Consider the following 24,008-nt stretch of genomic DNA (forward strand, 5'->3'; position numbering starts at 1 on the left):
CCTCATTTTGGACTGAATAGTCTAGAAAGACCTTCGGCTCTGCCGAAGGTCTTCTTTTTATCTATTGAGTTTAAAAAGACTGGCCGCGTTTTCGATGCCGATTTTGAATCGGTCTGTTTCACTGATTGGACATTGGTCAAACCAGGAAGAGATTTCTTCCATCGTTTCATACGGATAGTCCACCGAGAATAAGATGCGGTCAGAGCCGACCTCTAACAATGTATCAATTAATGCCTGTGTTCTGAATACGCCGCTTGTTGTGAGATAAAAGTTTTTGCGGAGGTATTCAGTCGGCGCTTTTTTATGGTTTCCATGGGTCTCAGGGCGCTGATGGCGCAGTCTGTGTTCGACGCGCGGCAGCGTAAATGGCAGACCCTCGCCTAAGTGTCCGAGAATTACGGTCAAATCAGGGTATTCGTCAAACAGGCCGTTCAGAATCAGGCGGATGGCGTGTGTTGCTGTTTCAACGCCAAAGCCCCATGCTGAGCCGAGGAGGCCTTCGTAGCCTTCATAGATACGCTGCTGATTTGGCAGCGGAATACGCGGATGCAGATAGACGGGAACCTGAAGCTGTGCAGCTTTCTCCCAGAAAGGGCGTACCTGTGGCTCGTCTAAATATTGAGCGGTATTTTCGTCTCCGATATTACTGTAGCCGTTGACCAAGGCGCCGACAAAACCGAGTTCGTTTACTGCCCGCTCCAGCTCCTTCGCTGCTTCTTCAGGATCTTGAAGCGGAACCGCCGCAAATGCTTTAAAACGGTCTGGATGTTTGGAAACGAAGAATTCCGCAGCGTGATCGTTCATTTGCTTGGCGAGTTTCACAGCTCTGTCAGGATCGGTGATTCCTTCAATCCCCGGCTGGGTTAATGAGAGAATCGACGTTTGGATGCCGTTTTTATCCATGTCTTCAATCCGTTTCTCGAATTCCTGCAATCGTTTTTGGACAGCGCTGAAATATTCATCGTCAGTAAAATTGTGACTTCCCGTTGCCGGAAAATCAGGAGATTCCCAGTGCTCTTCTAATGCGATTTTTCCATTCATGTCAAAAGGCTCCTCTCTTTTTCATGTCTGGTGTAGATCAGATGGAGTGCACTCATTTTACGTCACGAAGCTTCGTTTCAATAGGTAATGAACACCGTGTTTATTACTTTACATCATGTACAAGATGTAAGTTCATGGTACAGTAGATTTTGGGAAAAGGTCAATAAACAGAGAACGTGCAAACGTTTAGAAGAAGACATCAGCTGATGATTTGTCCAGAATAAAATAAAAGTTAGACAAGGAGGTAAAAAATGTCTAAAAAGCATAAAGTAGATCCGAGAGTCAAAAGAACGAACAAATATTTAAGAGACGCTTTGATCGCATTGCTGAAAGAAAAAGAAGCCAATTCGATTACGATTCAGGAAATTACTGAAAAAGCGGATCTGACCCGCGGCACTTTTTATTTGCACTATCGGGATAAACAGGATTTTCTGTTTCAAAGCATGACGGAGGTTCTCGATGATTTGATCCGGCAGGTTAAGCCTGAGACGCCGGTGGAACCGGTCAGTATGGATGAGGATCATCCGCCTGTTTCATTTGTGAGGCTCTTTGAGTACATCCATGAACACGCCGAGTACTTTCAAGTGATGCTGAGTGACAGAGGGCTTCCTCAATTCAGAAGTCTGATGGCGGAATTCGTTCAGAAACGAATTTACGAAGAATTGCTTTCATCCATTGAAGAATCTGAGAAACAGCTTCAGATTCCGAAAGAGATACTGGTCAGCTATATCACCTCCGCCCATATCGGGGTGATTTGTTCCTGGCTGGAAAGCGGCATGAAGTACAGTCCTTTATTTATGGCAAATCAATTAACACGTTTAACGCTTTTGGGACCTCTCCGGATTGCGGGTATAGAAAAACAAATCAAGCTTCCTTATTAAGATTTTTGTCATAATGACGCCTCCTGCCTCATACCTATTAAGGTCATTGTTTTTGAGAAAGGAGGAGCCAGAATGAAGGATATGCAGCCGTTTACACCTGTTAAATCATACACGCCCTTTCACAGCCGTTTTGATCCCTGTCCGCCCATAGGGAAGAAATATTACAGAACGCCGCCTAACCTCTATATGACCTTTCAGCCTGAGCATATGGAGCAGTTTTCACCGATGGAGGCTTTAAGGAAAGGCACCCTTTGGAAGGATCTCTATGATTTTTATGAAAATCCTTATCGAGGGGGAGACGCACATGACAAAAAAGGTTGATGCGGAATATTACCGCCAGCTTGAGCAGATTCAAGCAGCGGATTTTGTGCTTGTTGAGCTGAGTCTGTATTTAGATACACATCCTGATGATGAAGACGCGCTAAAGCAATTTAATCAATATTCCGGTTATTCGAGGCACTTAAAAAGACAGTTCGAATTATCTTACGGACCGCTTTTGCAGTACGGCAACAGCCCCGCGGGTGAGGATTGGGATTGGAATCGAGGGCCATGGCCGTGGCAAGTATAAGGAGGAATGCTTGAATGTGGGTGTATGAAAAGAAGCTGCAATATCCCGTCAAGGTCAGCACGTGCAATCCGACGCTGGCAAAGTATTTGATTGAGCAATATGGCGGAGCGGACGGCGAGCTGGCCGCGGCTCTCCGGTATTTGAACCAGCGTTATACCATTCCTGATAAGGTCATCGGCCTTTTAACAGATATCGGCACGGAGGAGTTTGCTCATCTGGAAATGATTGCGACGATGGTGTATAAGCTGACGAAAGATGCGACGCCGGAGCAGCTGCGTGAAGCCGGGCTTGGCGATCATTACGCGAATCATGACGGCGCGCTTTTTTATCACAATGCGGCGGGGGTGCCTTTTACGGCAAGCTATATTCAGGCGAAAGGCGATCCGATTGCGGATTTGTATGAAGATATCGCAGCAGAAGAAAAAGCGCGTGCGACGTATCAGTGGCTGATTGATATTTCGGATGATCCTGATTTGAACGATTCTCTGCGGTTTTTGCGTGAACGTGAAATTGTGCATTCTATGCGCTTCAGGGAAGCGGTTGAGATTTTAAAAGAAGAAAGGGATAAGAAGAAACTCTTTTAACAGGCAGCGGGGGCTCCCTTCATGCGTCCTTTTACATACAGACAAAATATTCTGTTTTTTTGTCGTTTGCTTGCATTATAATGAAGGTATGCATGTAAGTTTAGTTTTGATCGGGGGGCCTTTATGACATCTTTTAAGATTACGAAAGAAACTGTCGCAAATGATTTTTACGCCGGCCTGGCAGATCGTGAGGATGCAGAGCAAATAACGGGACTGCTCGTCCGTACGGCTGAATGGCTGCGGGACCAGGGCTCTGACCAATGGAGCGGGCTGCTGGAGGGGCATGACTCACATGATATTGTTGGCTCAATTGAAAGCGGACATGTGTTTGTGTTCCAGAAAGATCAAGAGCTGGCCGGTGTAGTGATGCTTCTGCCTGAGCCGAGCGAGTGGGACAGAACGCTTTGGGGAGACGAGGGGCACGAAGAGTCCATTTATTTGCATCGTCTGGCGGTCAGCCGCCGGTTTGCGGGAAATGGGCTTGGGGCCGAGATTCTCACATGGACCGAGACAGGTGTTGAGTATCCGGGGAAACAGCGGATCCGTCTTGATTGTGTTGCTGATAACGACGCCTTGCATTCCTTCTACCGGAGAATGGGATATGAATTCAAGGGATCAGATGCCTCGGGGTTTCATTTGTTTGAGAAAGAACTGAACAAGTCAGAATAAGCGTCCTTTTTAGGGGGCTTTTTTGCCTTTTTGAAAAGGGAGGACGGGGCGGATGATCTTTTTTTTATGTGATGGCCATTGCGACGGCTTGTATTTCCGCTTGTGTCTTCATTTTTCTGCGGTTGAGGATGCCGCAAAATAAATGGCCGGAATGGATACTGGGTGGGCTGCTTGTTCTCGGTGTGATCACAATTTGGTGCAGCATCTTTTTTGTCGGCGGCTGGGATGGCTTGGCGCTGGGCATGCTTGGGATTCATGTGATAGTCGGAGCGTTTGCCGGGTACTTGATCGAGACGGTGTTCCGGCTGTTGAAAAGGCAAATCAGGAGAAGGTAAGACATTTGCCGTCTCAAATGATGTCGAATTTTTTACGGGCCGGCAGGAATTTTCTTTCGAGTGGAGAAATACATATTACTTTGCAATGAAAGCGTTTTCTGTAGTGGGAAGGTGATGTCGATGATACATAGCCTGACAAATGGGCTGAATCGTTTTTGTACATGGGTGATGAGACTGGCTTATGTAAATGTGCTGTGGATCTTGTTTTCTCTTGCCGGGCTCGTCGTGTTTGGGTTGATGCCTGCTACGGCCGCGATGTTTTCAGTGGCGAGAGAGTGGGCGAAGGGGAACACGGATGTCCCGGTGTTTTCTGTGTTTATCCGGACGTTTAAGAAGGAGTGGGGTGCAGCTCAGCTGTTGGGGCTCATTCTTGTGACGGCCGGCTTGTTTTTGTTTGCGGATATACGGATTGCCGCTCAGATGAATCAGCCTGTGCTGGTGAATGTGTTTATGAGCATCGGATTGATTTTCGTGTTTGTGCTGTTATATGTGTTTCCGGTCTTTTCTCATTTTGATGTAAAGCTCAGACAGGTGCTGAGCATCAGCTTTTTGATTGCCTTCAGCCGGCCATTGGTGACACTGATGATGGCAGCGGGTGCGGTCGGAATGTTGTTTCTAGTGCTGTTTCATGTGACGTTTTTGCTGTTTTTCAGCGGCAGCGCGCTGAGCTTGTTGTTAACGAAGCTGTCCTTTACAGCATTTATGTCAATAGATCAGCGTCAGGAGAAAGAAAAGGCGGCATGAAAGGAAGAGTCGCGGGCTGGTACAGGCGAATGAAGATTAAGGATAAGCTGTTTGTGTTTCTGTCATTGATCATGGCCGTGTCCTTTCTGTTTGTATACAGCGGGGTGCAGTACGCTTTTCATGTCTATGATGAGCAAATTTACCGCAAATCCTCGGAGGTGCTGCGGATGTCTTCTGAACGGATTGAAGACGAGCTGAAGAAAATTGAAGATGTATCATATGAAATCATTACCGATGAACAAATTCAGCGCATTCTCAGCATGCAAAACCGTGATGATACGTATGACCAGTATCAAATGAAGCAGGAGCTGTGGGATCAGCTTGCGCAATATGCCGGCGATGAAAAGTACATTGATTCGATTCATTTGATTGATGCCCGCGGCTCAGAGTATTCCGCCGGAAGCAGTTCATCGGACCTTATGAAGCAGCAGGAAGAGGTATTTGAACGGGCGAAAGCGCAAAAAGGCAGAAATCTTTGGATGACCCTAGGCAGTTCAGATCCTGTCCTGATTTCAGCGCGGCAAATCAGATCGTTTCATCAGCTGAGTTTAAATGGCTTGGGCATGGTGCTGATTCAAGTAAATGTGAAACAGATGATTCGTGACTTGCCGAAGGATTGGGGCGATTCGGTCGGAGACATGATGATCGCAGACAAGGACGGCAATCTGGTGTATTCGGCACATGCATCGGTGCTTACGCCTGAGATGACAAAGAAGACGCTGCGGCATCCTGGTTATGACTTGGTAAAAAAGAATGGCAAACGTTATTTTATTTCTTTCCTTCAATCATCCTATCAAAACTGGAGCTACTACAATGTCATCCCCTTTGATCAGATGTTCGCGAAAATTTCCTTTATGAAAACGGTGATCGGTACGTGTTTTCTTTTGTTTTTCAGTGTAGTTTTGCTTTTCGGGCGGAAGATTGCCAACAGCATCACAGAGCCGATCGAGCAGCTTGTATCCGCAATGAAATCGGTGCAGCACGGCGGGATTGAGGCGGGCGTGTCGCTGTCATTGCCGGAACATACACAAGATGAGGCCGGAACGCTGAACCGCCATTTTACCGTGATGATGAAGCGGATCAATGAGCTGATGGAAGAAAACGTGGAAAAGCAGCTTATTATTAAAGAAACAGAGTTGAAGGCGCTGCAAGCCCAGATCAACCCACATTTTTTGTATAACACGCTTGAGTCCATCAATTGGCTGGCGAAAGCGAATCAGCAGAAGCAAATTTCTCAAATGGTGGAATCGCTCGGTTTTCTCCTGCGAAACAGCATTCACATCAAAGAAGATACAGTGACCCTTCAGGAGGAGGCGGATATTGTGCTTCACTATATGACGATTCAGCGGTTCCGGTTTGAGGAGCGCTTGAACTTCACACTGGACATCGCCGATGAGGTGAAGCATTGCCGAATTCCGAAGCTGACACTCCAGCCGCTGGCGGAGAATGCGATTCAATACGCGCTTGAGCCTTTTACTCGGCCATGCGCCATCCGCCTTCAAGCGAAAAAAACGGAGGACTGCGTCTGTATTACTGTCGAAGATAACGGGCCCGGCATGGACGAACGTATTCTTGAAAAAACGGGCGGAAGAGGGATCGGGCTCTGGAATATTCATGAACGCATCCGACTGATGTTCGGGGAGCCGTATGGCTTACGCATTCAAAGTGAGAAAGGAAAGGGAACCGCGATTTTGCTGACAATACCGTGCCGAAATGAGGTGGTGTGATGTACAAAATACTGCTTGCTGATGATGAGAGAATCATTCTTGACGGAATGGCAGGGATCATTGAGTGGGAGACGCTTGGCGCTTCTTTAGTCGGAAAAGCGCAGAACGGAATTGAAGCGTATGAGAAGATCGTAAACAAGCAGCCGCATATCGTCGTCACTGATGTAAAAATGCCCGGTATGGACGGGCTTGAGCTGATCAAAAAGGTGTCAGCCGTCTGCCCGTCCGTGCAATTTATCGTCCTGTCTGGTTTTGGGGAGTTTGAGTACGCGAAGGAAGCGATGAAATACGGGGTAAGGCATTATTTGCTGAAGCCCTGCAATGAGCAGCAGATTATCCGATCATTAGAGGAAATCATCGCCGAGCTGAAGCTGCATGATGTGCGGAAGAAGAAAGCCGCCCACCTGAAACATGAGCTGAATCATATCCGTTCCTTTGCGGCTGATCAATACCTGGAAGGCTTAATCGCCGGTGTCACCCATCTGTCTCCGCCGCCTTCGCTTGCAGGAAAGAAGATTCGCCTTATCATCGCGGAGAACACTCAGCCTGAAGATTCTGCCGCCAGAGAGGCGTTTGGTTCCGCTCTGACAGCTTTTTGCTGCAGCGGAGGACGTGCGGTGTTTGCCGTGGAGGAGAGCACGCCTGATCTGGAGAAAAAGGCGGCGGACGGCTTTGCAGGCTGCCGGGTAATCATCAGCCGGACGGGGGAGCTGCAGGACGCAGGACAGCTGTTCCGGGAAGCAACTGAAACGGCCGGTGACCAAAAGCGGAGTGAATTGATTTCTAAAATCACCAGGCTTGTCGCCGACGAGCTTGGCAATCCGAATCTCTCTCTGAAATGGGCAGCAAAAGATATGCTGTTTATGAATCCTGATTATTTGGGGAAAATCTTTAAGCAGGAGACAGGCGAAAAGTTTTCCCAATATGTTACGCGGGTGCGTCTTGAGCATGCGATGAAGCAGATGAAGCTGAGGCGGGATGTGAGTGTATCAGAAATCGCGGAAGAAATCGGATTCGGTGATAATCCGAAGTATTTCAGTCTCGTCTTTAAAAAATATACCGGTCTGACACCGTCAGAATTCAGAAGAAAACAGGGAGGCGCTTCCGTAGGGTAGCCATCTCTGTTTTTTTAACTTTCGCCACTGTTTTTTGAGTGTTTCGCCCCGTCACAACCCTTTAAAATATAATGTAAGCACTTACATTAAAAGGGGGGATTGATGTGAAGAAGGTTTATTACATGCTGCTGTCACTTGTGTGCGTCTTGTTTTTCAGCGGATGTTCTGCGGGTGAAGAAGCATCAGGGAAAAAGGAAGACATTACGCTCAGAATCGCATGGTGGGGCGGACAGCCGCGGCATGACTATACAACAAAGGTCATTGAATTATATGAGAAAAAGAATCCGCACGTCCATATTGAAGCGGAATTTGCGAACTGGGATGACTATTGGAAGAAGCTTGCGCCAATGTCTGCCGCGGGCCAGCTGCCTGATGTCATTCAAATGGATACGGCATATTTGGCGCAATACGGAAAGAAAAATCAGCTTGAGGATTTAACGCCATATATGAAGGACGGAACAATTGATGTCAGTTCAATCGATGAGAATATGCTGTCCGGCGGAAAGATTGACGGAAAGCTTTACGGATTTACACTTGGGGTCAACGTGCTTTCTGTGATTGCCAATGATGATCTGCTGAAGAAAGCCGGTGTTTCAATTCATCAGGAAAACTGGACGTGGAAGGATTATGAGAAGCTGGCGTATGAGCTGCAGGAAAAAGCCGGCGTATACGGATCTAACGGAATGCACCCGCCTGATATTTTCTTCCCGTATTATTTGCGCACAAAGGGTGAGCGTTTTTATAAAGAGGACGGCACGGGCCTTGCGTATCAGGATGACAAGCTGTTTGTTGACTATTTTGAGCGGCAGCTGAGACTGGTCAAAGCAAAAACATCGCCAACACCGGACGAAAGCGCCCAAATTAAGGGGATGGAAGATGACTTTATTGTCAAAGGCAAATCAGCCATTACATGGAACTACTCGAATCAATATTTAGGCTTTGCCCGGCTGACAGACTCGCCGCTTTCTCTCTATCTGCCGCCGCAGCAAATGAAGGAAAAAGCGCTGACGCTGAAGCCGAGTATGCTGTTTTCTATTCCGAAAAGCTCAGAGCATAAAAAAGAGGCCGCGAAGTTTATTGATTTCTTCGTGAATAATGAAGAAGCGAACCAGCTGATTAAAGGCGAGCGGGGCGTTCCGGTATCCGACAAGGTGGCAGATGCGATTAAACCGGAGCTGAATGAGGAAGAGGCCAACATTGTGGAATATGTGGAAGCCGCGTCGAAAAATATCAGCAAAGCCGATCCGCCAGAGCCGGTGGGAAGCGCGGAGGTTATTAAGCTGCTGAAGGATACGTCTGATCAGATTCTGTATCAGAAGGTATCGCCGGAAAAAGCCGCCAAAACATTCCGGAAGCAGGCCAATGACATTTTAGAGAGGAATAATTGACGGGAAATGGGGCTGACAGAATGAAAATAAGCCGGAGTATGAGAAAAGACAATCTGGCGGGATATGCTTTTATTTCTCCGTTTATTATCGGCTTCTTCTGTTTTACGGTGATTCCGATGGGCGCGTCCCTGTTTCTGTCCTTTACAAGCTACGACTTGTTTACGGCGCCGAAATGGATCGGGCTCGATAACTATAAGGAAATGTTTACGGGTGACGAAAAGTATTGGCAGTCGCTGAAGGTCACTTTCACGTATGTGCTTGCCGGGGTTCCGCTCCGCCTCGGCTTCGCGCTTTTTATTGCCGTCATTTTAAACAATGCGGCAAAGGGGACGGCTATCTACAGGACGCTGTTTTATCTGCCTTCTATCATCGGCGGAAGTGTGGCTGTTGCCATTATGTGGCGCAATATTTTCGGCAATGACGGGGTCATCAATGCGCTGCTGTTTTTTGTCGGGATCGATCAAAAAATTCTCTGGTACCAAGACCCGATAAGCGCGTTATGGACGCTGATTCTGCTGTCCGTCTGGCAGTTTGGGTCATCCATGCTGATTTTTCTGGCCGGGCTGAAAAACATTCCGGCATCGTACTTGGAGGCGGCCAGCGTGGACGGCGCAAACCGCGTGCAGCGCTTCTTTAGGATCACGCTTCCGATGCTGACGCCGATTATTTTCTTTAACCTGGTCATGCAGACGATTTCTGCTTTTATGACCTTTACCCCAGCCTATATCATCTCAAAAGGCGAGGGCGGTCCGCTTGACGGGACGCTATTGTATTCACTCTATTTGTTCCAGCGGGCGTTTAACTATTTTCAAATGGGCTACGCCTCGGCGATGGCGTGGATCATGCTGATCATTGTCGGGCTGATTACGCTGATTTTATTTAAAACATCATCATATTGGGTTCACTACGAATCAAAGGAGGAATAACGGATGGAGCCGGTCAACCAGCCTGTCAGGCAAGCCCCGGTGTTTGAAGGGAAAAAAGCCGGGCGCATCAAGCCAAAGCGCATTCTGTTCCATGTTTTTACGGCGTCACTGGCGGTGTTATTGCTGTATCCCGTCATTTGGCTGTTTGTCAGTTCTTTTAAAGAAAGCTCCAGTATTTTCACAACCTCTCATTCTCTCATTCCAGATCCTTTTATTCTCAGCAACTATGCTGAAGGGTGGAAGGGCATTGCGGGTCAGCCGTTTTTGACCTTTATTAAAAACTCGGCGATCATTGTCGGGCTGTCTACAATCGGCGCTGTTCTGTCATCGGCTGTCATTGCCTACGGCTTCGCGCGCATCCCGTTTAAAGGAAAAGCATTTTGGTTCGCCTGTATGATGGGGACGTTAATGCTGCCGCATGAAGTGCTGATGATTCCGCAGTACATTATGTTTGCGAAATTAGACTGGCTGAATTCATTTAAACCGATTGTTGTTCCGCAATTTTTCGGGCATGCGTTTTTTATCTTTCTGATGATCCAGTTTATCCGGACGATCCCTGAGGAGCTGGATGAAGCAGCGAGAATCGACGGGTGCGGGCGCTTTGCCTGTTTTTGGCGGATCATTCTGCCGCTCATTGCACCGGCGCTTGCGACGTCTGCGATTTTTTCTTTCTATTGGAAGTGGGAGGAGCTGATTCAGCCGCTCTTATATTTGAATAAGCCGGAGCTTTATCCTGTTTCACTTGCGCTGAAGCTTTTCCTCGATACGGAATCCGCTTCGAACTGGGGCGCGATGTTTGCCATGTCGGCCGTCTCTTTGCTGCCTGTGATTCTCGTATTCTTTCTGTTTCAAAAATATATCGTTCAGGGCATCAGTACGACCGGATTAAAATAAAAAGGAGTGTTGCAGATGGCACAGCTTATCTTTGATGAAGAAAAGGTCACATCCGTGATTGACCGAATCGTGAAACGGACATTTCAAATGGATTTTTCGTGGGATTGGCCAGGCGGCGTCGCATTTTACGGCGTGGCGGAGGCGTATGAAGCGACGGAAAACGAGGAGTATATCAAACTGTTAAAAACGTGGGTGGATGAACAGCTTGAGGATGGGCTGCCGCCGCTGTCGATCAACGGTGTATCAATCGGCCATACGCTTTTGTTTCTGCATCAGGTGACGGGAGATCACGTCTATTTGGAAACGGCTGGCGAGATGGCGGAATATGTGCTTCATCATGCGCCGCGCTTTGGAGAAGGTATTCTTCAGCATACGGTGAACTCGGCGGATTATGTGTTTCCTGAGCAGGCGTGGGCGGACACGCTGATGATGGCGGGGCTGTTTATGCTGAGAATCGGCCGTGTGATGGAGCGTGAGGATTACTTCGAGGACGGCCTGCGCCAGTTTCATGGACATGAGGACGTGCTGCAGGACCCCGTAACCAATCTGTATTACCATGCCTGGGACAACAAAGCGCAAAACCACCTGTCGGGGATTTATTGGGGGCGGGCGAATGGCTGGGCTGCGCTCACGATGGCAAAAGCGCTCCCGCTCATTGAGGTGACGCATCCTTCTTTTATGATCATTGACGGATCGCTCAGAGACCAGCTGAGCGCGCTTGTCCGGCTGCAGGACGATTCAGGGCTGTGGCATACCATTTTGGATGATCCGGATTCGTATTTGGAGGTTTCCGCATCGGCGGGCATTGCCTCTGCTTTGCTGTCGAGCGGGAAGCTCTATACAAAATACGCGCAGAAATCACTTGCCGCCATTTTGGATGCGGTGGAAGAGGACGGACGTGTCAGCAAAGTATCCGCGGGCACAGCCGTCATGAAAAATGCGGAAGGATACAAACAAGTGCCTTACAAACGAATACAAGGCTGGGGTCAGGGACTTGCACTCACATTTCTCGCTGATGTGCTGAGAACGAAAAAACGCGTATATCAGTAAAGACGGCGGCGGGAGGAAAGGGATGAAAAAACAGCCTCAACAGAAAGAACGGGTTTCATACTGGAAGGGAACGTATTTCAAAAGAAACTTTGTTTTCATTTTGCTGATTACCTGTATTCCCGGACTGCTGACAGGCGGGGCCATCTACTTTTTGTCTATCGATAAGGTGGAGAAAGAGCTGCAAAAGTCGCATGAAACACAAGTGGCGCGTGAAGTCAGCCGGATGGATGAGAAGCTGGAAGACCTTGAGCTGACGCTTGCCCAAATGGCATACGATTCCTCGCTGATGAACGGATTGGCCGAGAAGGATTTGGAGAAAGACTTTACATTCTCCTATCAAATAACGAAAAAGCTGTTTCTATTGCGGGACCAGCAGCCGCTGATTCAGCAGGCTTCTATCTTCCTGAACAGCCCCCGACCTCTTGTGCTGAGCCCCGAATACAGCGCACTGACAGAACAGGATATGCTTCGCAAATACCGCTCGCTTCTCGACTCCGATCGGAGTATTTATTGGAGCCGATCGGGAAAAGACGCCGCGCTGATTCAGCTCATTCCGGGTGCGGCTGAGAAACCGTTTGGCGCGATCATGCTGACGGTAGATCCGAAAGAAATGGAGGCGCTCCTGCAAAGTTTGTCTCCTTACCCTGAAGGCAGCGCGCTACTTCTTGATCAAAAGCGAGAGGTGCTTTTCCATGGAGGAGATAAGAATTTTGAAAATGCTTTAATGAATGAGGTGAAAAAACAGCCTCGCCAGAAAGGCCATTTTCAGATGGATTGGAATGGCACGGTGTATTCCGTCTCCTATGGAGAAATGAAGCGAATGCATCAGAAGTGGACCTTTGTTTCTGCAGCGCCTCTTTCAGCCATTACAGCGCCGATGGTGTTTTTATCAAAGGTGATTATTGTGATGCTTGTCATTTGTATCGGCTTGGCTGTGTGCATGACGTGGTACGCTTCGAGGAAAATCTATCGCCCGATTCAGCATCTGCTCGGACTGTTTACGGGAAGAGAGAAACAAGCATGGCAGGCGTCAGGCCAGGACGAATTTAAGTGGATAGAAAAGAGATGGCATGATCTTTCCCTAGAGAGCCGAAAGCTTCAAGAGCAGCTGCTCCGGCAGACGCCCCATATGAAAAAGAGTTTTTTGCAGCACCTGCTTCAGGGTGACTTTTACTATGACACAGAGGACAGCCTCAGATCGCGGATGGAGGATGCGGGATGGGACATCGGGGAAAACATATTTCACGTGCTTGATCTTCAGGTGACAGGGCTTCGCTGTGATAAAAGCATGTTCTATGCCGACGATGAACAGCTTGCTGTGTTTACACTGACCAATTTACATGAGGAGCTCGCGGCAAACCGGCGTTTTCAACCTTTAATTCTTGATATTGGGCGCCTTTCCGTCACCGTGCTTGTGATGAAAACGAGCGGCTCGGATCTGAAGGCGCATCTTTCAGAGCTGGCCCACATATTTGGTGCTGTCACGGGACTAAGCCTGACCGGGACAATGAGCAGGCAATCGGCCCGTATTAAGGATATCCCATCTTTGTTTAAGGATGTGAAAAGCGGCAAGTCCCGCAGATGTTTTGCCAATCGCCATCAGATCATAGATTTGCAGGATGATGTTTTTCAGGCTGAGCCATCCGCACCCTACTATCCTTTTGAACTTGAAAAACAAATCGTTCAGGCCATTCGGCTGGAAAGAAAAGCGGAAGCAGAGGAGCTGATTCGCTTATGTATGGCTGAAATGGCTGAAATGGCGGTCAGCGACAGACAAGTGCATTCTGCGCTGATACAACTGTTTTCCCGCATCCAGGAGGATATTCTGCATTCCGGCCTTCACCCGAGCGAGCTGTTCGGCAACAGGGATATGCTTCGCGAAATATCTGAGCTGCATGAGCCTGTCCAAGCGGCTGCCTGGCTGATGGATGCGGTTGTCACCCCGTACCTTGCCAAGCTTGAAGGCAGGAAAAACAGACAGCAAAAACAGGTGGCGGAACGTGTGATTGCGATGATTCATGAGCAGTATATGGCGGATCTTTCTCTTGAAAGCTGCGCGGATGCGCTGGGCATGAATTCTTATACCTTGAGCAAGGCCTTTAAGCAAGTGACGGGCGTTAATTTTATTGATTATGTGACCCGCATCAGAATCGAAAAAGCAAAAGAACTGCTGGTCAATACAAATAAAAAAATTCATGATGTGTCAGAAGAAGTCGGCTATCGCCACAATTATTTCAACCGGATTTTTAAAAAGCAGGTCGGCATGCCGCCGGGAGTTTTCAGGCAAATGTATCAGGAAACGCCGTGAAAGGAGAGGACATGTGATGGAAAAACCGATTCAGGTGTTTTTAGCAGGGGATTCCACCGTAAGCGACTGCCCGCCGCATGAAGCGCCGATGGCAGGCTGGGGGCAGGTTTTCGGTCAATTGTTCACTGAACAGGTGAAAGTGCGCAATCACGCCAAAGGGGGAGCGAGCACCAACTCTTTTGTGGAGGAAGGAAGGCTTCAGGCGATTGCTGAGTGCATAGCACAAGGCGATTATTTGTTTATCCAATTCGGCCACAATGACCAGAAACCGCGGGGGACGAAGCCGTACTCGACGTATCAGCAATTTCTCACTTTGTTTGCGGAAACAGCACGAGAAAAAGGGGCGCAGCCTGTGTTCGTTACATCGGTGCAGCGCCGCCGCTTTGATGAAAACGGAAGGATTGAGCACACGCTCGGTGAGTATCCGGATGCGATGAAAGCGTTAGCGAAGGAGCTTGATGTGCCGGTCATTGATTTGTTAACGAAAACGAAGGCGCTTTATGAAGCATACGGACCGGAGGAGTCAAAGCGTTTGTTCGTGTGGCTCCAGCCGAATGAACATCCGAATTATCCAGATGGCATTGAGGATAATACGCATTTTTCAGAAGAAGGGGCCATGGAGGTTGCGAAGCTCGTTGCTGAAGGCATCGAAGAAATCGGCTTTCCGCTGAAGGACCACCTCGTGAGCCGGGAGGGGAAAGAACATGTATAAAGAAGGCGCATGCCTGTACCGCAATCCGCTCCGTTCAGCAAGCGATGTGAAGGACTGGCGGATGGAGGGAGGCGGGCAGGTTTCATTCGAAGATCACCGTATGCACCTGTCACATGTACAGGACGAAGCGCACTTTGTTTATTGGTGCCCGGAAACATTTCCCGACGGCATCATTGTGAAGTGGGATTTTTACCCGATTGAACAGCCGGGGCTGTGTATGCTGTTTTTCGCGGCTGCCGGCATCGGAGGCGAGGACTTATTTGACCCGCGACTCAAGAAAAGAACAGGAAAGTACCCCGAATACCATTCCGGAGACATCAATGCGCTCCATCTGTCGTATTTCCGCAGAAAATACCCGGAGGAAAGAGCGTTCCGCACCTGCAATGTAAGAAAAAGCCGCGGTTTCCACCTCGCTGCAATGGGAGCTGATCCGCTGCCTTCTTCGGACGACGCTGATTCCCCGTATCATATGAAGCTTATTAAGGATAAAGGGTATGTGCATTTTTCGATCAATGATCTGCCCATTCTGGAGTGGCAGGATGACGGAAGCACATTCGGACCTGTGTTGACAAAAGGAAAAATCGGGCTGAGGCAAATGGCGCCGATGAAAGCCGCTTATCGTGATTTGTCTGTGCACCAAGCGGTGAGAAGATGAAGACGACTGTGACGGATGCGCTTTATGCAGGCTGTGAAGCGGTTGTGAAAATCGCGTGGCTGAACGGGCTGTGGCTGTTGTTTACACTTTTGGGCGGCGTTCTTTTCGGATGGGCGCCGAGCACAGCCGCGATGTGTGCCGTCATACGGAAATGGCTGATGGGACAAAAAGATGTCCCGGTATTTGCGTTATTTCTGGAGACCTACAAAAAAGAGTTTCTGAAGGTCAATGCGATTGGACTTGCGTTTTTTGCCCTTTTGCTTATTTTGTCGGCTAATTATTATTATTTTTCGGCAAGTGCGGATTGGCTGTCCTTTACCGTGACGAGCTGCACCCTCTTGGCGGGGCTTTTGTATACCGTCGCGCTCATGTATGTGTTTCCTCTTTATGTGCATTACGAGCTTCCGATTCGCCAATATATTCCGCAAGCGCTGCTGTTTGGCGCCATGCGGCCGCTGACCACCGGCTGCATGCTGATCGGCTGCGGATTTGTGCTTTACTTGCTATATACGCTTCCGGGTCTGATCCCATTTTACGGCCCAAGTTTATTTGGGCTCGTGTCGATGTTTTTTGCTTACAGAGGGTTTCAAAAAACAGAGGCCCAGCACCGTCATCAGGCCGGGTAAACAAAAAAATGACAAACCGGCAAAAAAGTGCAGCCAACCAAAAACGTTTATGCAAAAAAGTGACATTGAAGACAGCTTCTTAAGCGCATAAAATCCAATTTAAGTAAGCGCTTACAGATAAATGATAAGGAGCTGTCTGATGATTAGACGAAGAAAAAGCATGTTTACCACTCTCACACTGTTGGTGTTGTTGATGATGGGGGCTTCTGTGTTTCCTGGCAAAGCAGAAGGAACGGCGCGGCAGATGGAAGCGTTGAACCGGGGCCTTGTGGCAGTCAAGACGGAAGGCGGCATTTTTGTCAGCTGGCGGTTTCTTGGGACAGAAAACGCAGCCGTGGCGTTTAATGTGTACAGAGACGGACAAAAGCTGAATGCTTCGCCTGTCAAATCCACGAATTATATCGATAAAAACGGATCTGCGGGCTCAACGTATTCCATTCGGGCTGTTGTAAACGGTACCGAGCAGGCAGCTTCTGAAAAAGCCTCTGTATGGGCACAGCCGTATCACTCCGTTCCGCTTGATAAACCGGCTGGCGGCACGACGCCAAAGGGCGAAGCCTATACCTACAGTGCCAATGATGCCAGTACGGGTGATGTGGATGGCGATGGGCAGTATGAGCTGATCCTCAAATGGGACCCGTCCAATTCAAAGGATAATTCACAGGACGGCTATACGGGTGAAGTGTTTATTGATGCGTATAAGCTGGACGGAACAAGATTATGGCGAATCGGTCTCGGCAAAAACATCAGAGCAGGCGCACACTACACTCAGTTTATGGTGTATGACCTGGATGGTGACGGAAAAGCGGAAGTGGCGATGAAGACCGCTGACGGAACAAAAGACGGCACGGGAAAAGTGATCGGAAATGCGAATGCCGATTACAGAAATGAGCAGGGGCGTGTGCTTTCTGGTCCTGAGTACCTGACTGTCTTTCAAGGTGAAACGGGGAAAGAGCTTGTCACTTCAAACTTTGAACCGGCACGGGGCAATGTATCAGATTGGGGTGACAGCTACGGCAACCGGGTCGATCGTTTTCTTGCGGGCATTGCGTATCTCGACGGACAGCGTCCGAGCCTGATTATGACTAGAGGCTATTACGCCAAAACCATGCTTGTTGCGTATAACTTCAGAGACGGAAAACTGTCAAAGCTCTGGACGCTGGATTCCTCTAAGTCGGGTAATCAAGCTTTCGCCGGACAAGGCAATCACAACTTAAGCATTGCAGATGTGGACGGAGACGGTAAGGATGAAATCATCTTCGGCTCAATGGCTGTTGACCATGACGGCAAAGGCATGTACTCGACAGGCTTAGGCCACGGAGACGCGCTGCATGCCGGAGATCTTGATCCGAGCCGTCCGGGGCTTGAAGTATTTCAGGTTCATGAGGACAAAAACGCGCAATACGGCTTATCTTTCCGGGATGCCGCAACAGGAAAAATCATTTGGGGTGTTCACGCCGGCAAGGATGTAGGCCGGGGCATGGCCGCTGATATTGATCCGCGCTATCCGGGACAGGAGGTTTGGGCGAACGGTTCCCTTTACACATCGAAAGGCGCCAAAATCGGCAGCAGTGTGCCATCGTCAACCAATTTCGGCATCTGGTGGGACGGTGACCTGCTGCGGGAACAGCTGGACAGCAACAGGATCGATAAATGGGATTATCAAAACGGCGTTTCTAAAAACCTGCTGACTGCATCAGGTGCTGCCTCCAATAACTCTACAAAAGCAACACCGGCTCTTCAGGCTGATCTGCTCGGTGACTGGCGGGAGGAAGCTGTGTGGAGAACCGAGGACAGCAGTGCGCTCCGCATCTACACCACCACAATTCCGACCGAGCACAGGCTGTATACGCTGATGCATGATCCTGTGTACCGGCTCGGCATTGCCTGGCAAAATGTCGCGTATAACCAGCCGCCGCATACAAGCTTCTTTTTAGGAGACGGCATGGCGGCACAGTCTAAACCGAATATGTATACGCCTTAACAGAAGGGGGGAAGGAACGGGCCGCACGCTTGGCCCGTTCCCATTTAAAATGAAACCGAAAAAGAGGCAAATGGAATACCTGACCAGAGGCCTAATCGCGGTCAAAACGGAGCAAGGCGTATTTGTGAGCTGGCGTTTTCTCGGAACCGATCATGAGACTGTTACTTTTCACATTTATCGGAACGGAGATCGGATCACTGGCAAACCGATTTCGGATAGCACCAATTTTCTGGATGAAAAGGGAACGGAGGACTCTCTCTATCAAGTGGCGGCTGTCTATAAAGGCCGGGAAGAAAGGCTTTCGAAAGAAGCTCCCGTTTGGCGGGAAAACGTTCTCGAGCTCCCGCTTAACAAACCCGAAGGCGGCGTGACGCCGGACGGAAAACCGTATACCTACAGCGCCAATGATGCGAGCGTCGGAGATGTGGATGGGGACGGAGAATATGAAATCATCCTGAAATGGGACCCGTCCAACTCAAAAGATAACGCCCACGACGGATATACCGAAGACGTCCTCATTGACGCCTATAAACTGAATGGCACTTTTCTGTGGCGGATCAACCTCGGCAGAAATATCAGAGCAGGCGCCCATTACACGCAGTTTATGGTCTATGACTTAGACGGTGACGGAAAAGCAGAAATCGCTATGAAAACAGCCGACGGCACAATAGACGGCAAAGGAAACATCATCGGTGAAGCGCATGCCGATTTCAGGAATGAGCAGGGCCGTATTCTGTCAGGTCCGGAATATTTGACAGTGTTTAAAGGGGAAACCGGTGAAGCGCTCACGACTGTCGATTATGAACCGCCTCGGGGAAAACTGGAGGATTGGGGAGATGGCTACGGAAACCGCATGGACCGTTTTCTCGCCGGAATCGCTTATTTGGATGGAGAGCGGCCGAGCCTGGTGATGGCACGGGGCTATTATACGAGAACAGTACTCGTCGCTTATGATTTCCGGAATGGCAGGCTGAAGAAACGCTGGACGTTTGATTCCAATCAGCCGGGGCATGAAGCATACGCGGGACAGGGCAACCACAGCTTGAGCGTTGCCGATGTTGATGGAGATGGAAAGGATGAAATTATTTACGGCGCCATGGCGGTTGATCATGACGGAACCGGTCTGTACACGACGGAACTCGGACACGGAGACGCCATGCACGTCGGCGATCTAGATCCGTCACGCAAAGGGCTTGAAGTGTTTCAGGTTCATGAGGACGCAAGCAAGCCGTATGGGTTGTCGCTGCGTGATGCCGAAACGGGCGAGGTGTTATGGGGCGTCCATGCCGGAACAGATGTCGGCAGAGGAATGGCGGCTCACATTGACCCTCGGTACAAGGGATCGCTCGTCTGGGGAATCGATCCGCCGGGCAATGAAGGAATGTCATATGGGCTCTATACGAGCAAAGGAGAAAAAATCAGCGACAAAGCGCCTGCTTCCGCCAATTTCTCCATTTGGTGGGACGGGGACTTGGTCAGGGAGCTGTTGGATCATGAATGGAATGGAACGATCGGCAAACCAAAGATTGAAAAGTGGGATGCTGAAAACCGCTGTTTAAATACGATTTTTCAGCCGGAAGGTGTGCTGTCCAACAACGGGACAAAAGGAAACCCGGTTCTTCAGGCCAACCTGTTCGGAGACTGGCGGGAAGAGGTCATTTGGAGAACCGAAGACAGCAGTGCGCTCCGTATCTATACAACGACACACCTTACCCGCCATCGTTTTTACACACTGATGCACGATCCGGTTTACAGGCTTGGAATCGCTTGGCAGAACACCGCGTACAACCAGCCGCCGCACACAAGCTTTTATCTCGGAACAGGAATGAAAAAACCGCCGAAGCCCGCTCTGTACATAGCGGGAAACAAAGCGGAGACGCCGCTTTAGGAGGAATGTATGGGATACGAAGCAAAGACTGAACGCTATGACAAAATGACCTATCACAAAGCCGGGCGAACCGGATTAAGGCTTCCCGCTATTTCTCTCGGCCTCTGGCATCAGTTCGGCGCTGCCTATTCTCCGGAGAACGCGCGGTCCATGCTGAGAGCCGCATTTGATGCAGGCATCGTCCATTTTGATCTGGCCAACAATTACGGCCCGCCGCCCGGCTCCGCTGAGGAGATGTTCGGGCGCATGCTGAAAACGGATTTTGCGCCTTACCGTGATGAACTCGTCATCAGCACTAAAGCCGGCTATGACATGTGGAAGGGGCCGTATGGCAATGGCGGCTCGAAAAAACATTTGACTGCCAGCTTGAATCAAAGTTTAAAGCGGCTGGGGCTTGATTATGTGGATCTCTTCTATTCGCACCGTCCTGATCCTGAAACGCCGCTTGAGGAAACGATGGAGACGCTGGCGGGCTTTGTGCGTCAAGGAAAAGCTTTGTATGTCGGACTGTCAAACTACAGCCCTGAAGAGACAGAGCGCGCCGCCGATCTTTTACAACAGCTCGGAGTCCGGCTCGCCATCCATCAGACGCGATATTCGATGTTTCACCGAGATCCGGAAAAAGGGCTGCTTGATGTGCTGGACAAAAAGGGAGCCGGCTGCATCGCGTTTGCGCCGCTCGCTCAAGGGCTTCTCACGACAAAGTACGTTTCAGGCATCCCGGAAACCTCAAGAGCAAAGGATGCGAACAGTCCATTCCTGCAGACGGAGCACATAACCGAAAGGGCGGTCAGTAAGGCGCAAAGGCTGAATAATATTGCGAAAGAACGGGGACAATCGCTCCCGCAAATGGCGCTCTCATGGCTTTTGAAGGATGCCCGGATGACCTCCGTTTTAATTGGAGCAAGCCGGGCGCAACAAATAGAGGAAAACGTTCAAGCCTTGCAATCAGCGGACTTTTCAAACGAGGAGCTTTCTGCCATTGAGTTTATATTAAGTGAAAAAAACGAGGGGGAATGAGACATGGCACATCATATTTATCTTGCTGGTGATTCGACTGTCCAAACGTATGGAGAAAGTACAAATCAAGGGGGCTGGGGGCAGTTTCTCGGTTCGCATCTGCCGGAGCATATTCAGGTGATCAATAAAGCGATCGGCGGCAGAAGCTCAAAAACCTTTGTGGAGGAAGGCAGGCTTCAGGCGATCCTTGATGTGATTGAGCCGGATGATTGGCTGTTTGTGCAGATGGGCCATAATGACGCGTCAAAAAATAAGCCGGAGCGCTACACCGAGCCCTATACCACCTATAAACAATATTTAAAGCAGTATATCGCAGGCGCTAGAGAAAAAGGCGCGCATCCGCTTCTCATTACCCCAGTAGCCCGCTTTCATTATGAAAACGGCGTGTTTTTGAACGACTTTCCTGATTATTGCATTGCCATGAAGCAGACAGCCGCTGAGGAGAATGTCCAGCTCATTGATCTAATGGAAAAAAGCCTCGCTTTCTTTACTGAGAAGGGCGAAGAAAAAGTATACACCTATTTTATGGTTTCAGAAGGGATTGACGATTACACGCACTTTACAAAAAAAGGCGCAAATGAAATGGCAAAACTCGTAGCGAAAGGCATGAAAGAGCTGGGCCTGCCACTAACAGAATCTATCGTCAAAGAAGGGTGAAGGACTTGGGGAGAAAATTATATCACGGCGCTTGCTATTATCCGGAACTATGGGATGAAAAGACGATTCAGCAGGACATTGACAGGATGCGGGAGGTCGGCATCAATGTCGTGCGAATTGGTGAGTTCGCCTGGTCTGTGATCGAGCCGGAAGAAGGAAAAATTGACGTGAGCTTTTTTAAGGAAATGATCAGCCGGATGTATGAAAACGGCATCGAAACAATCATGTGCACACCGACACCGACACCGCCTATTTGGCTGTCGCACGGCCGGCCTGAGCGAATGCACACCAACGAAAAAAGAGAGGTGATGGGACATGGCTCCCGTCAGCATGCTTGTACAAATAACCCGTATTTCCGAAAAAGAGCCGCCATCATCACCACAAGCATCGCCAAAGAGCTGGGACACTTGCCGGGGCTGATCGGCTGGCAGCTCGATAATGAATTTAAATGCCATGTGGCTGAATGCATGTGTGAGACGTGCTTAAGCTTATGGCATGACTGGCTTAGAAACCGTTACGGTGTGATTGAACGGTTAAATGAAGCGTGGGGAACCGATGTGTGGAGTGAAACCTATCAAACCTTTGAGCAGGTGCCGCAGCCGGGTCCGACCCCGTTTTTGCATCACGCTTCATTGCGCACGATGTATCAGCTGTTTTCGATGGAGATGATCGCTCAATTTGCGGATGAACAAGCGAAAATCATCCGCTGTTATTCAGATGCGCCAATCACTCATAACGGCTCGGTCATGTTCAGCACAGACAATGAACGGATGTTTCAGAATCTCGATTTTGCTTCCTATGATACGTACGCTTCCCAAGAAAATGCATCTGCATTTTTATTAAATTGTGATATTTGGAGGCATTTCAAAAAAGACCGCCCGTTTTGGATTCTGGAAACAAGCCCGTCATATGCAGCCTCGCTCGAAAGCTGTGCCATGCCGCACGCCGATGGATATTTACAAGCTGAAGCCGTGTCTTCTTACGCCTTGGGGAGCGAGGGATTTTGCTACTGGCTGTGGCGCCAGCAGCGTTCAGGCAGCGAGATTTCACACGGTTCCGTCCTTAGTGCCTGGGGAGAGCCGGCGATTGGTTATCAAAACGTTTTGGCGGTTGAGCGGGCAAGAAAGGAAATCGAACCGATCATTCTTTCTACTGTGCCCGTTCAGGCTGAGGTTGCAATGACCTATTCCGACAGGGCGAAAGCGTTTCTGAAAACAGAACCTCACCGGGGGCTCCAACACCGAACGCTTATCACACACTTTTACGAGCGCATCCTCAACACGGGTATTCATCGTGATCTCGTTCCAGAAGGCTTTCCGCTGGAGGGCTATCGTGTGCTGTTTACGCCATTTGTGCCTTATCTGTCTTCTGCTTTTATCAAAAAAGCTTCCGCATTTGCTGAAGCGGGCGGCATATGGATTGCCGGGCCGCTGACGGGAGGGCGTACGGGCGAGCATACGGTTCATACCGATTATGGCCTTGGAGAACTGGAGAAAACAGCCGGAATCAAAACACTGTTCACGTTCCCGATGAACGAGGATGCCAATACAGGAAAAGCGTTTGGCATGACGGCGCCGCTCGGGCTGTGGAGCGCGGTGTTTGATATAGAGAGCGGAAACACTCTGGGCACAGTTGAATCCGGGCCAGGTGCCGGCCATGCATTTCTGTCAGAACGAGAGCACGGCGAAGGGAAAATGGTCATGCTCGGCTCGCTTCCATCAGGCGAAAAAGGGAATGCAATGCTGGAAGCACTCGTCAGGCACTATGCGGGGGAAGCAGCCGTTTCTGTCAGGTCCGATGTCACCCCCGGTACGATTGTTGCCCCGAGAAAAGGAGAAAACGGCCTTGTATGGGTTATCGTTAATATGAATGGAAAAGGCGGGAGTGTGACGCTTCCGGAAGAGGGGACCGATCTTTTGGCAAACCGTTCAGTCGGAGCGGGGAGACTGTCAGTCGGCCAACACGAATACCGTGTGATTCAGTTTGGTAATCGCAGCTGATTCTTTGCATTGAATCAGCTTTTTTATATGGAAGGAGAGAACCGATGAAAAAGATCAAATGGCTATCAGAACAGCCTAAGCTGACAAGCGGTGTAACGTGGGGTGTGCCTTGGAAAAGAGGAGAATTGAAAAAGGGAGACTGTCTGGCGCTTGTAAATGCAAAGGGTGAAAGCCTCTATGTGCAAAGCGATCCGTCGGCCTATTGGCCGGACGGGAGCATCAAATGGACGAAGCAC

General features: G+C 49.4%; 24 protein-coding genes. 23 read left to right on the plus strand and 1 reads right to left on the minus strand.

The window, feature by feature from the left end:
- Window positions 1–57: 57 nt before the first annotated feature.
- Window positions 58–1,041, minus strand: coding sequence for an amidohydrolase family protein (locus tag CJU60_RS16755; protein WP_095714368.1), 984 nt, complete (start codon window positions 1,039–1,041; stop codon window positions 58–60).
- A gap of 251 nt (window positions 1,042–1,292) precedes the next feature.
- On the opposite strand from CJU60_RS16755, the gene CJU60_RS16760 reads away from it, so the two are divergent.
- From CJU60_RS16760 to CJU60_RS16870, 23 genes are all read left to right on the plus strand, one after another.
- Window positions 1,293–1,922, plus strand: a complete 630-nt coding sequence (locus CJU60_RS16760) for a TetR/AcrR family transcriptional regulator (protein WP_024120487.1) — start codon at window positions 1,293–1,295, stop codon at window positions 1,920–1,922.
- A gap of 72 nt (window positions 1,923–1,994) precedes the next feature.
- Window positions 1,995–2,243 carry a spore coat-associated protein CotJA gene (gene cotJA / locus CJU60_RS16765; RefSeq protein WP_095714369.1) on the plus strand — a complete coding sequence of 83 codons (249 nt, stop codon included), beginning with the start codon at window positions 1,995–1,997 and terminating at the stop codon, window positions 2,241–2,243.
- The gene (gene cotJB / locus CJU60_RS16770; protein WP_095714370.1) at window positions 2,227–2,490 is read left to right on the plus strand and encodes a spore coat protein CotJB; all 264 of its coding nucleotides are present in this window, start codon (window positions 2,227–2,229) and stop codon (window positions 2,488–2,490) included. Before cotJA ends, cotJB begins: the two co-directional genes overlap by 17 nt.
- A gap of 14 nt (window positions 2,491–2,504) precedes the next feature.
- Window positions 2,505–3,074, plus strand: a complete 570-nt coding sequence (gene cotJC, locus CJU60_RS16775) for a spore coat protein CotJC (protein WP_024120490.1) — start codon at window positions 2,505–2,507, stop codon at window positions 3,072–3,074.
- 123 nt (window positions 3,075–3,197) lie between these two features.
- Window positions 3,198–3,743: a GNAT family N-acetyltransferase gene (locus CJU60_RS16780; protein ID WP_024120491.1), complete on the plus strand. Its 546-nt coding sequence runs from the start codon at window positions 3,198–3,200 to the stop codon at window positions 3,741–3,743.
- 71 nt (window positions 3,744–3,814) lie between these two features.
- The gene (locus CJU60_RS16785; RefSeq protein ID WP_095714371.1) at window positions 3,815–4,078 is read left to right on the plus strand and encodes a YesK-like family protein; all 264 of its coding nucleotides are present in this window, start codon (window positions 3,815–3,817) and stop codon (window positions 4,076–4,078) included.
- A 114-nt stretch (window positions 4,079–4,192) separates the two neighbouring features.
- Complete coding sequence (locus tag CJU60_RS16790) at window positions 4,193–4,822, plus strand: YesL family protein (protein WP_081638248.1); 630 nt, start codon at window positions 4,193–4,195, stop codon at window positions 4,820–4,822.
- Window positions 4,819–6,549, plus strand: a complete 1,731-nt coding sequence (locus CJU60_RS16795) for a cache domain-containing sensor histidine kinase (RefSeq protein ID WP_095714372.1) — start codon at window positions 4,819–4,821, stop codon at window positions 6,547–6,549. Before CJU60_RS16790 ends, CJU60_RS16795 begins: the two co-directional genes overlap by 4 nt.
- Entirely contained in the window at window positions 6,549–7,664 is a 1,116-nt protein-coding gene (locus CJU60_RS16800) for a response regulator transcription factor (RefSeq protein ID WP_095714373.1), read from the plus strand. The genes CJU60_RS16795 and CJU60_RS16800 overlap by 1 nt, the downstream gene beginning before the upstream one ends.
- A 104-nt stretch (window positions 7,665–7,768) precedes the next feature.
- Complete coding sequence (locus CJU60_RS16805) at window positions 7,769–9,052, plus strand: ABC transporter substrate-binding protein (protein WP_095714374.1); 1,284 nt, start codon at window positions 7,769–7,771, stop codon at window positions 9,050–9,052.
- The gene (locus CJU60_RS16810; RefSeq protein WP_095714375.1) at window positions 9,049–9,978 is read left to right on the plus strand and encodes a carbohydrate ABC transporter permease; all 930 of its coding nucleotides are present in this window, start codon (window positions 9,049–9,051) and stop codon (window positions 9,976–9,978) included. The genes CJU60_RS16805 and CJU60_RS16810 overlap by 4 nt, the downstream gene beginning before the upstream one ends.
- 3 nt (window positions 9,979–9,981) lie before the next feature.
- On the plus strand, window positions 9,982–10,872 hold the full coding sequence (locus CJU60_RS16815) for a carbohydrate ABC transporter permease (RefSeq protein WP_059293888.1): 891 nt from the start codon (window positions 9,982–9,984) through the stop codon (window positions 10,870–10,872).
- Between the two features lie 15 nt (window positions 10,873–10,887).
- Window positions 10,888–11,922, plus strand: coding sequence for a rhamnogalacturonyl hydrolase YesR (yesR, locus tag CJU60_RS16820; protein ID WP_095714376.1), 1,035 nt, complete (start codon window positions 10,888–10,890; stop codon window positions 11,920–11,922).
- A gap of 22 nt (window positions 11,923–11,944) precedes the next feature.
- Window positions 11,945–14,230, plus strand: coding sequence for a transcriptional regulator YesS (yesS, locus tag CJU60_RS16825; protein WP_095714377.1), 2,286 nt, complete (start codon window positions 11,945–11,947; stop codon window positions 14,228–14,230).
- 13 nt (window positions 14,231–14,243) lie between these two features.
- Window positions 14,244–14,942: a rhamnogalacturonan acetylesterase gene (locus CJU60_RS16830; RefSeq protein ID WP_095714378.1), complete on the plus strand. Its 699-nt coding sequence runs from the start codon at window positions 14,244–14,246 to the stop codon at window positions 14,940–14,942.
- Window positions 14,935–15,597, plus strand: a complete 663-nt coding sequence (locus CJU60_RS16835) for a YesU family protein (protein ID WP_095714379.1) — start codon at window positions 14,935–14,937, stop codon at window positions 15,595–15,597. Before CJU60_RS16830 ends, CJU60_RS16835 begins: the two co-directional genes overlap by 8 nt.
- Window positions 15,594–16,223 carry a YesL family protein gene (locus CJU60_RS16840; RefSeq protein WP_095714380.1) on the plus strand — a complete coding sequence of 210 codons (630 nt, stop codon included), beginning with the start codon at window positions 15,594–15,596 and terminating at the stop codon, window positions 16,221–16,223. Before CJU60_RS16835 ends, CJU60_RS16840 begins: the two co-directional genes overlap by 4 nt.
- Before the next feature lie 139 nt (window positions 16,224–16,362).
- Window positions 16,363–18,207, plus strand: a complete 1,845-nt coding sequence (locus CJU60_RS16845; protein WP_483294932.1) for a rhamnogalacturonan lyase — start codon at window positions 16,363–16,365, stop codon at window positions 18,205–18,207.
- Between the two features lie 49 nt (window positions 18,208–18,256).
- Window positions 18,257–20,095: a rhamnogalacturonan lyase gene (locus tag CJU60_RS16850; protein ID WP_095714382.1), complete on the plus strand. Its 1,839-nt coding sequence runs from the start codon at window positions 18,257–18,259 to the stop codon at window positions 20,093–20,095.
- A 9-nt stretch (window positions 20,096–20,104) separates the two neighbouring features.
- Entirely contained in the window at window positions 20,105–21,115 is a 1,011-nt protein-coding gene (gene mgrA / locus CJU60_RS16855) for an L-glyceraldehyde 3-phosphate reductase (protein WP_024120505.1), read from the plus strand.
- Window positions 21,116–21,118: 3 nt separating this feature from the next.
- The gene (locus CJU60_RS16860) at window positions 21,119–21,772 is read left to right on the plus strand and encodes a rhamnogalacturonan acetylesterase (protein ID WP_024120506.1); all 654 of its coding nucleotides are present in this window, start codon (window positions 21,119–21,121) and stop codon (window positions 21,770–21,772) included.
- Between the two features lie 5 nt (window positions 21,773–21,777).
- A complete protein-coding gene (locus CJU60_RS16865) occupies window positions 21,778–23,772 on the plus strand; it encodes a beta-galactosidase (RefSeq protein WP_095714383.1) in 1,995 nt (664 codons plus the stop codon).
- Window positions 23,773–23,816: 44 nt separating this feature from the next.
- The coding region (locus CJU60_RS16870) for an RIFT barrel domain-containing protein (protein WP_141243794.1) at window positions 23,817–24,008 on the plus strand (192 nt) is incomplete at its 3' end.

This window comes from Bacillus sp. 7705b, from assembly GCF_002289525.1.
Classification (GTDB): Bacteria; Bacillota; Bacilli; order Bacillales; family Bacillaceae; genus Bacillus; species Bacillus halotolerans.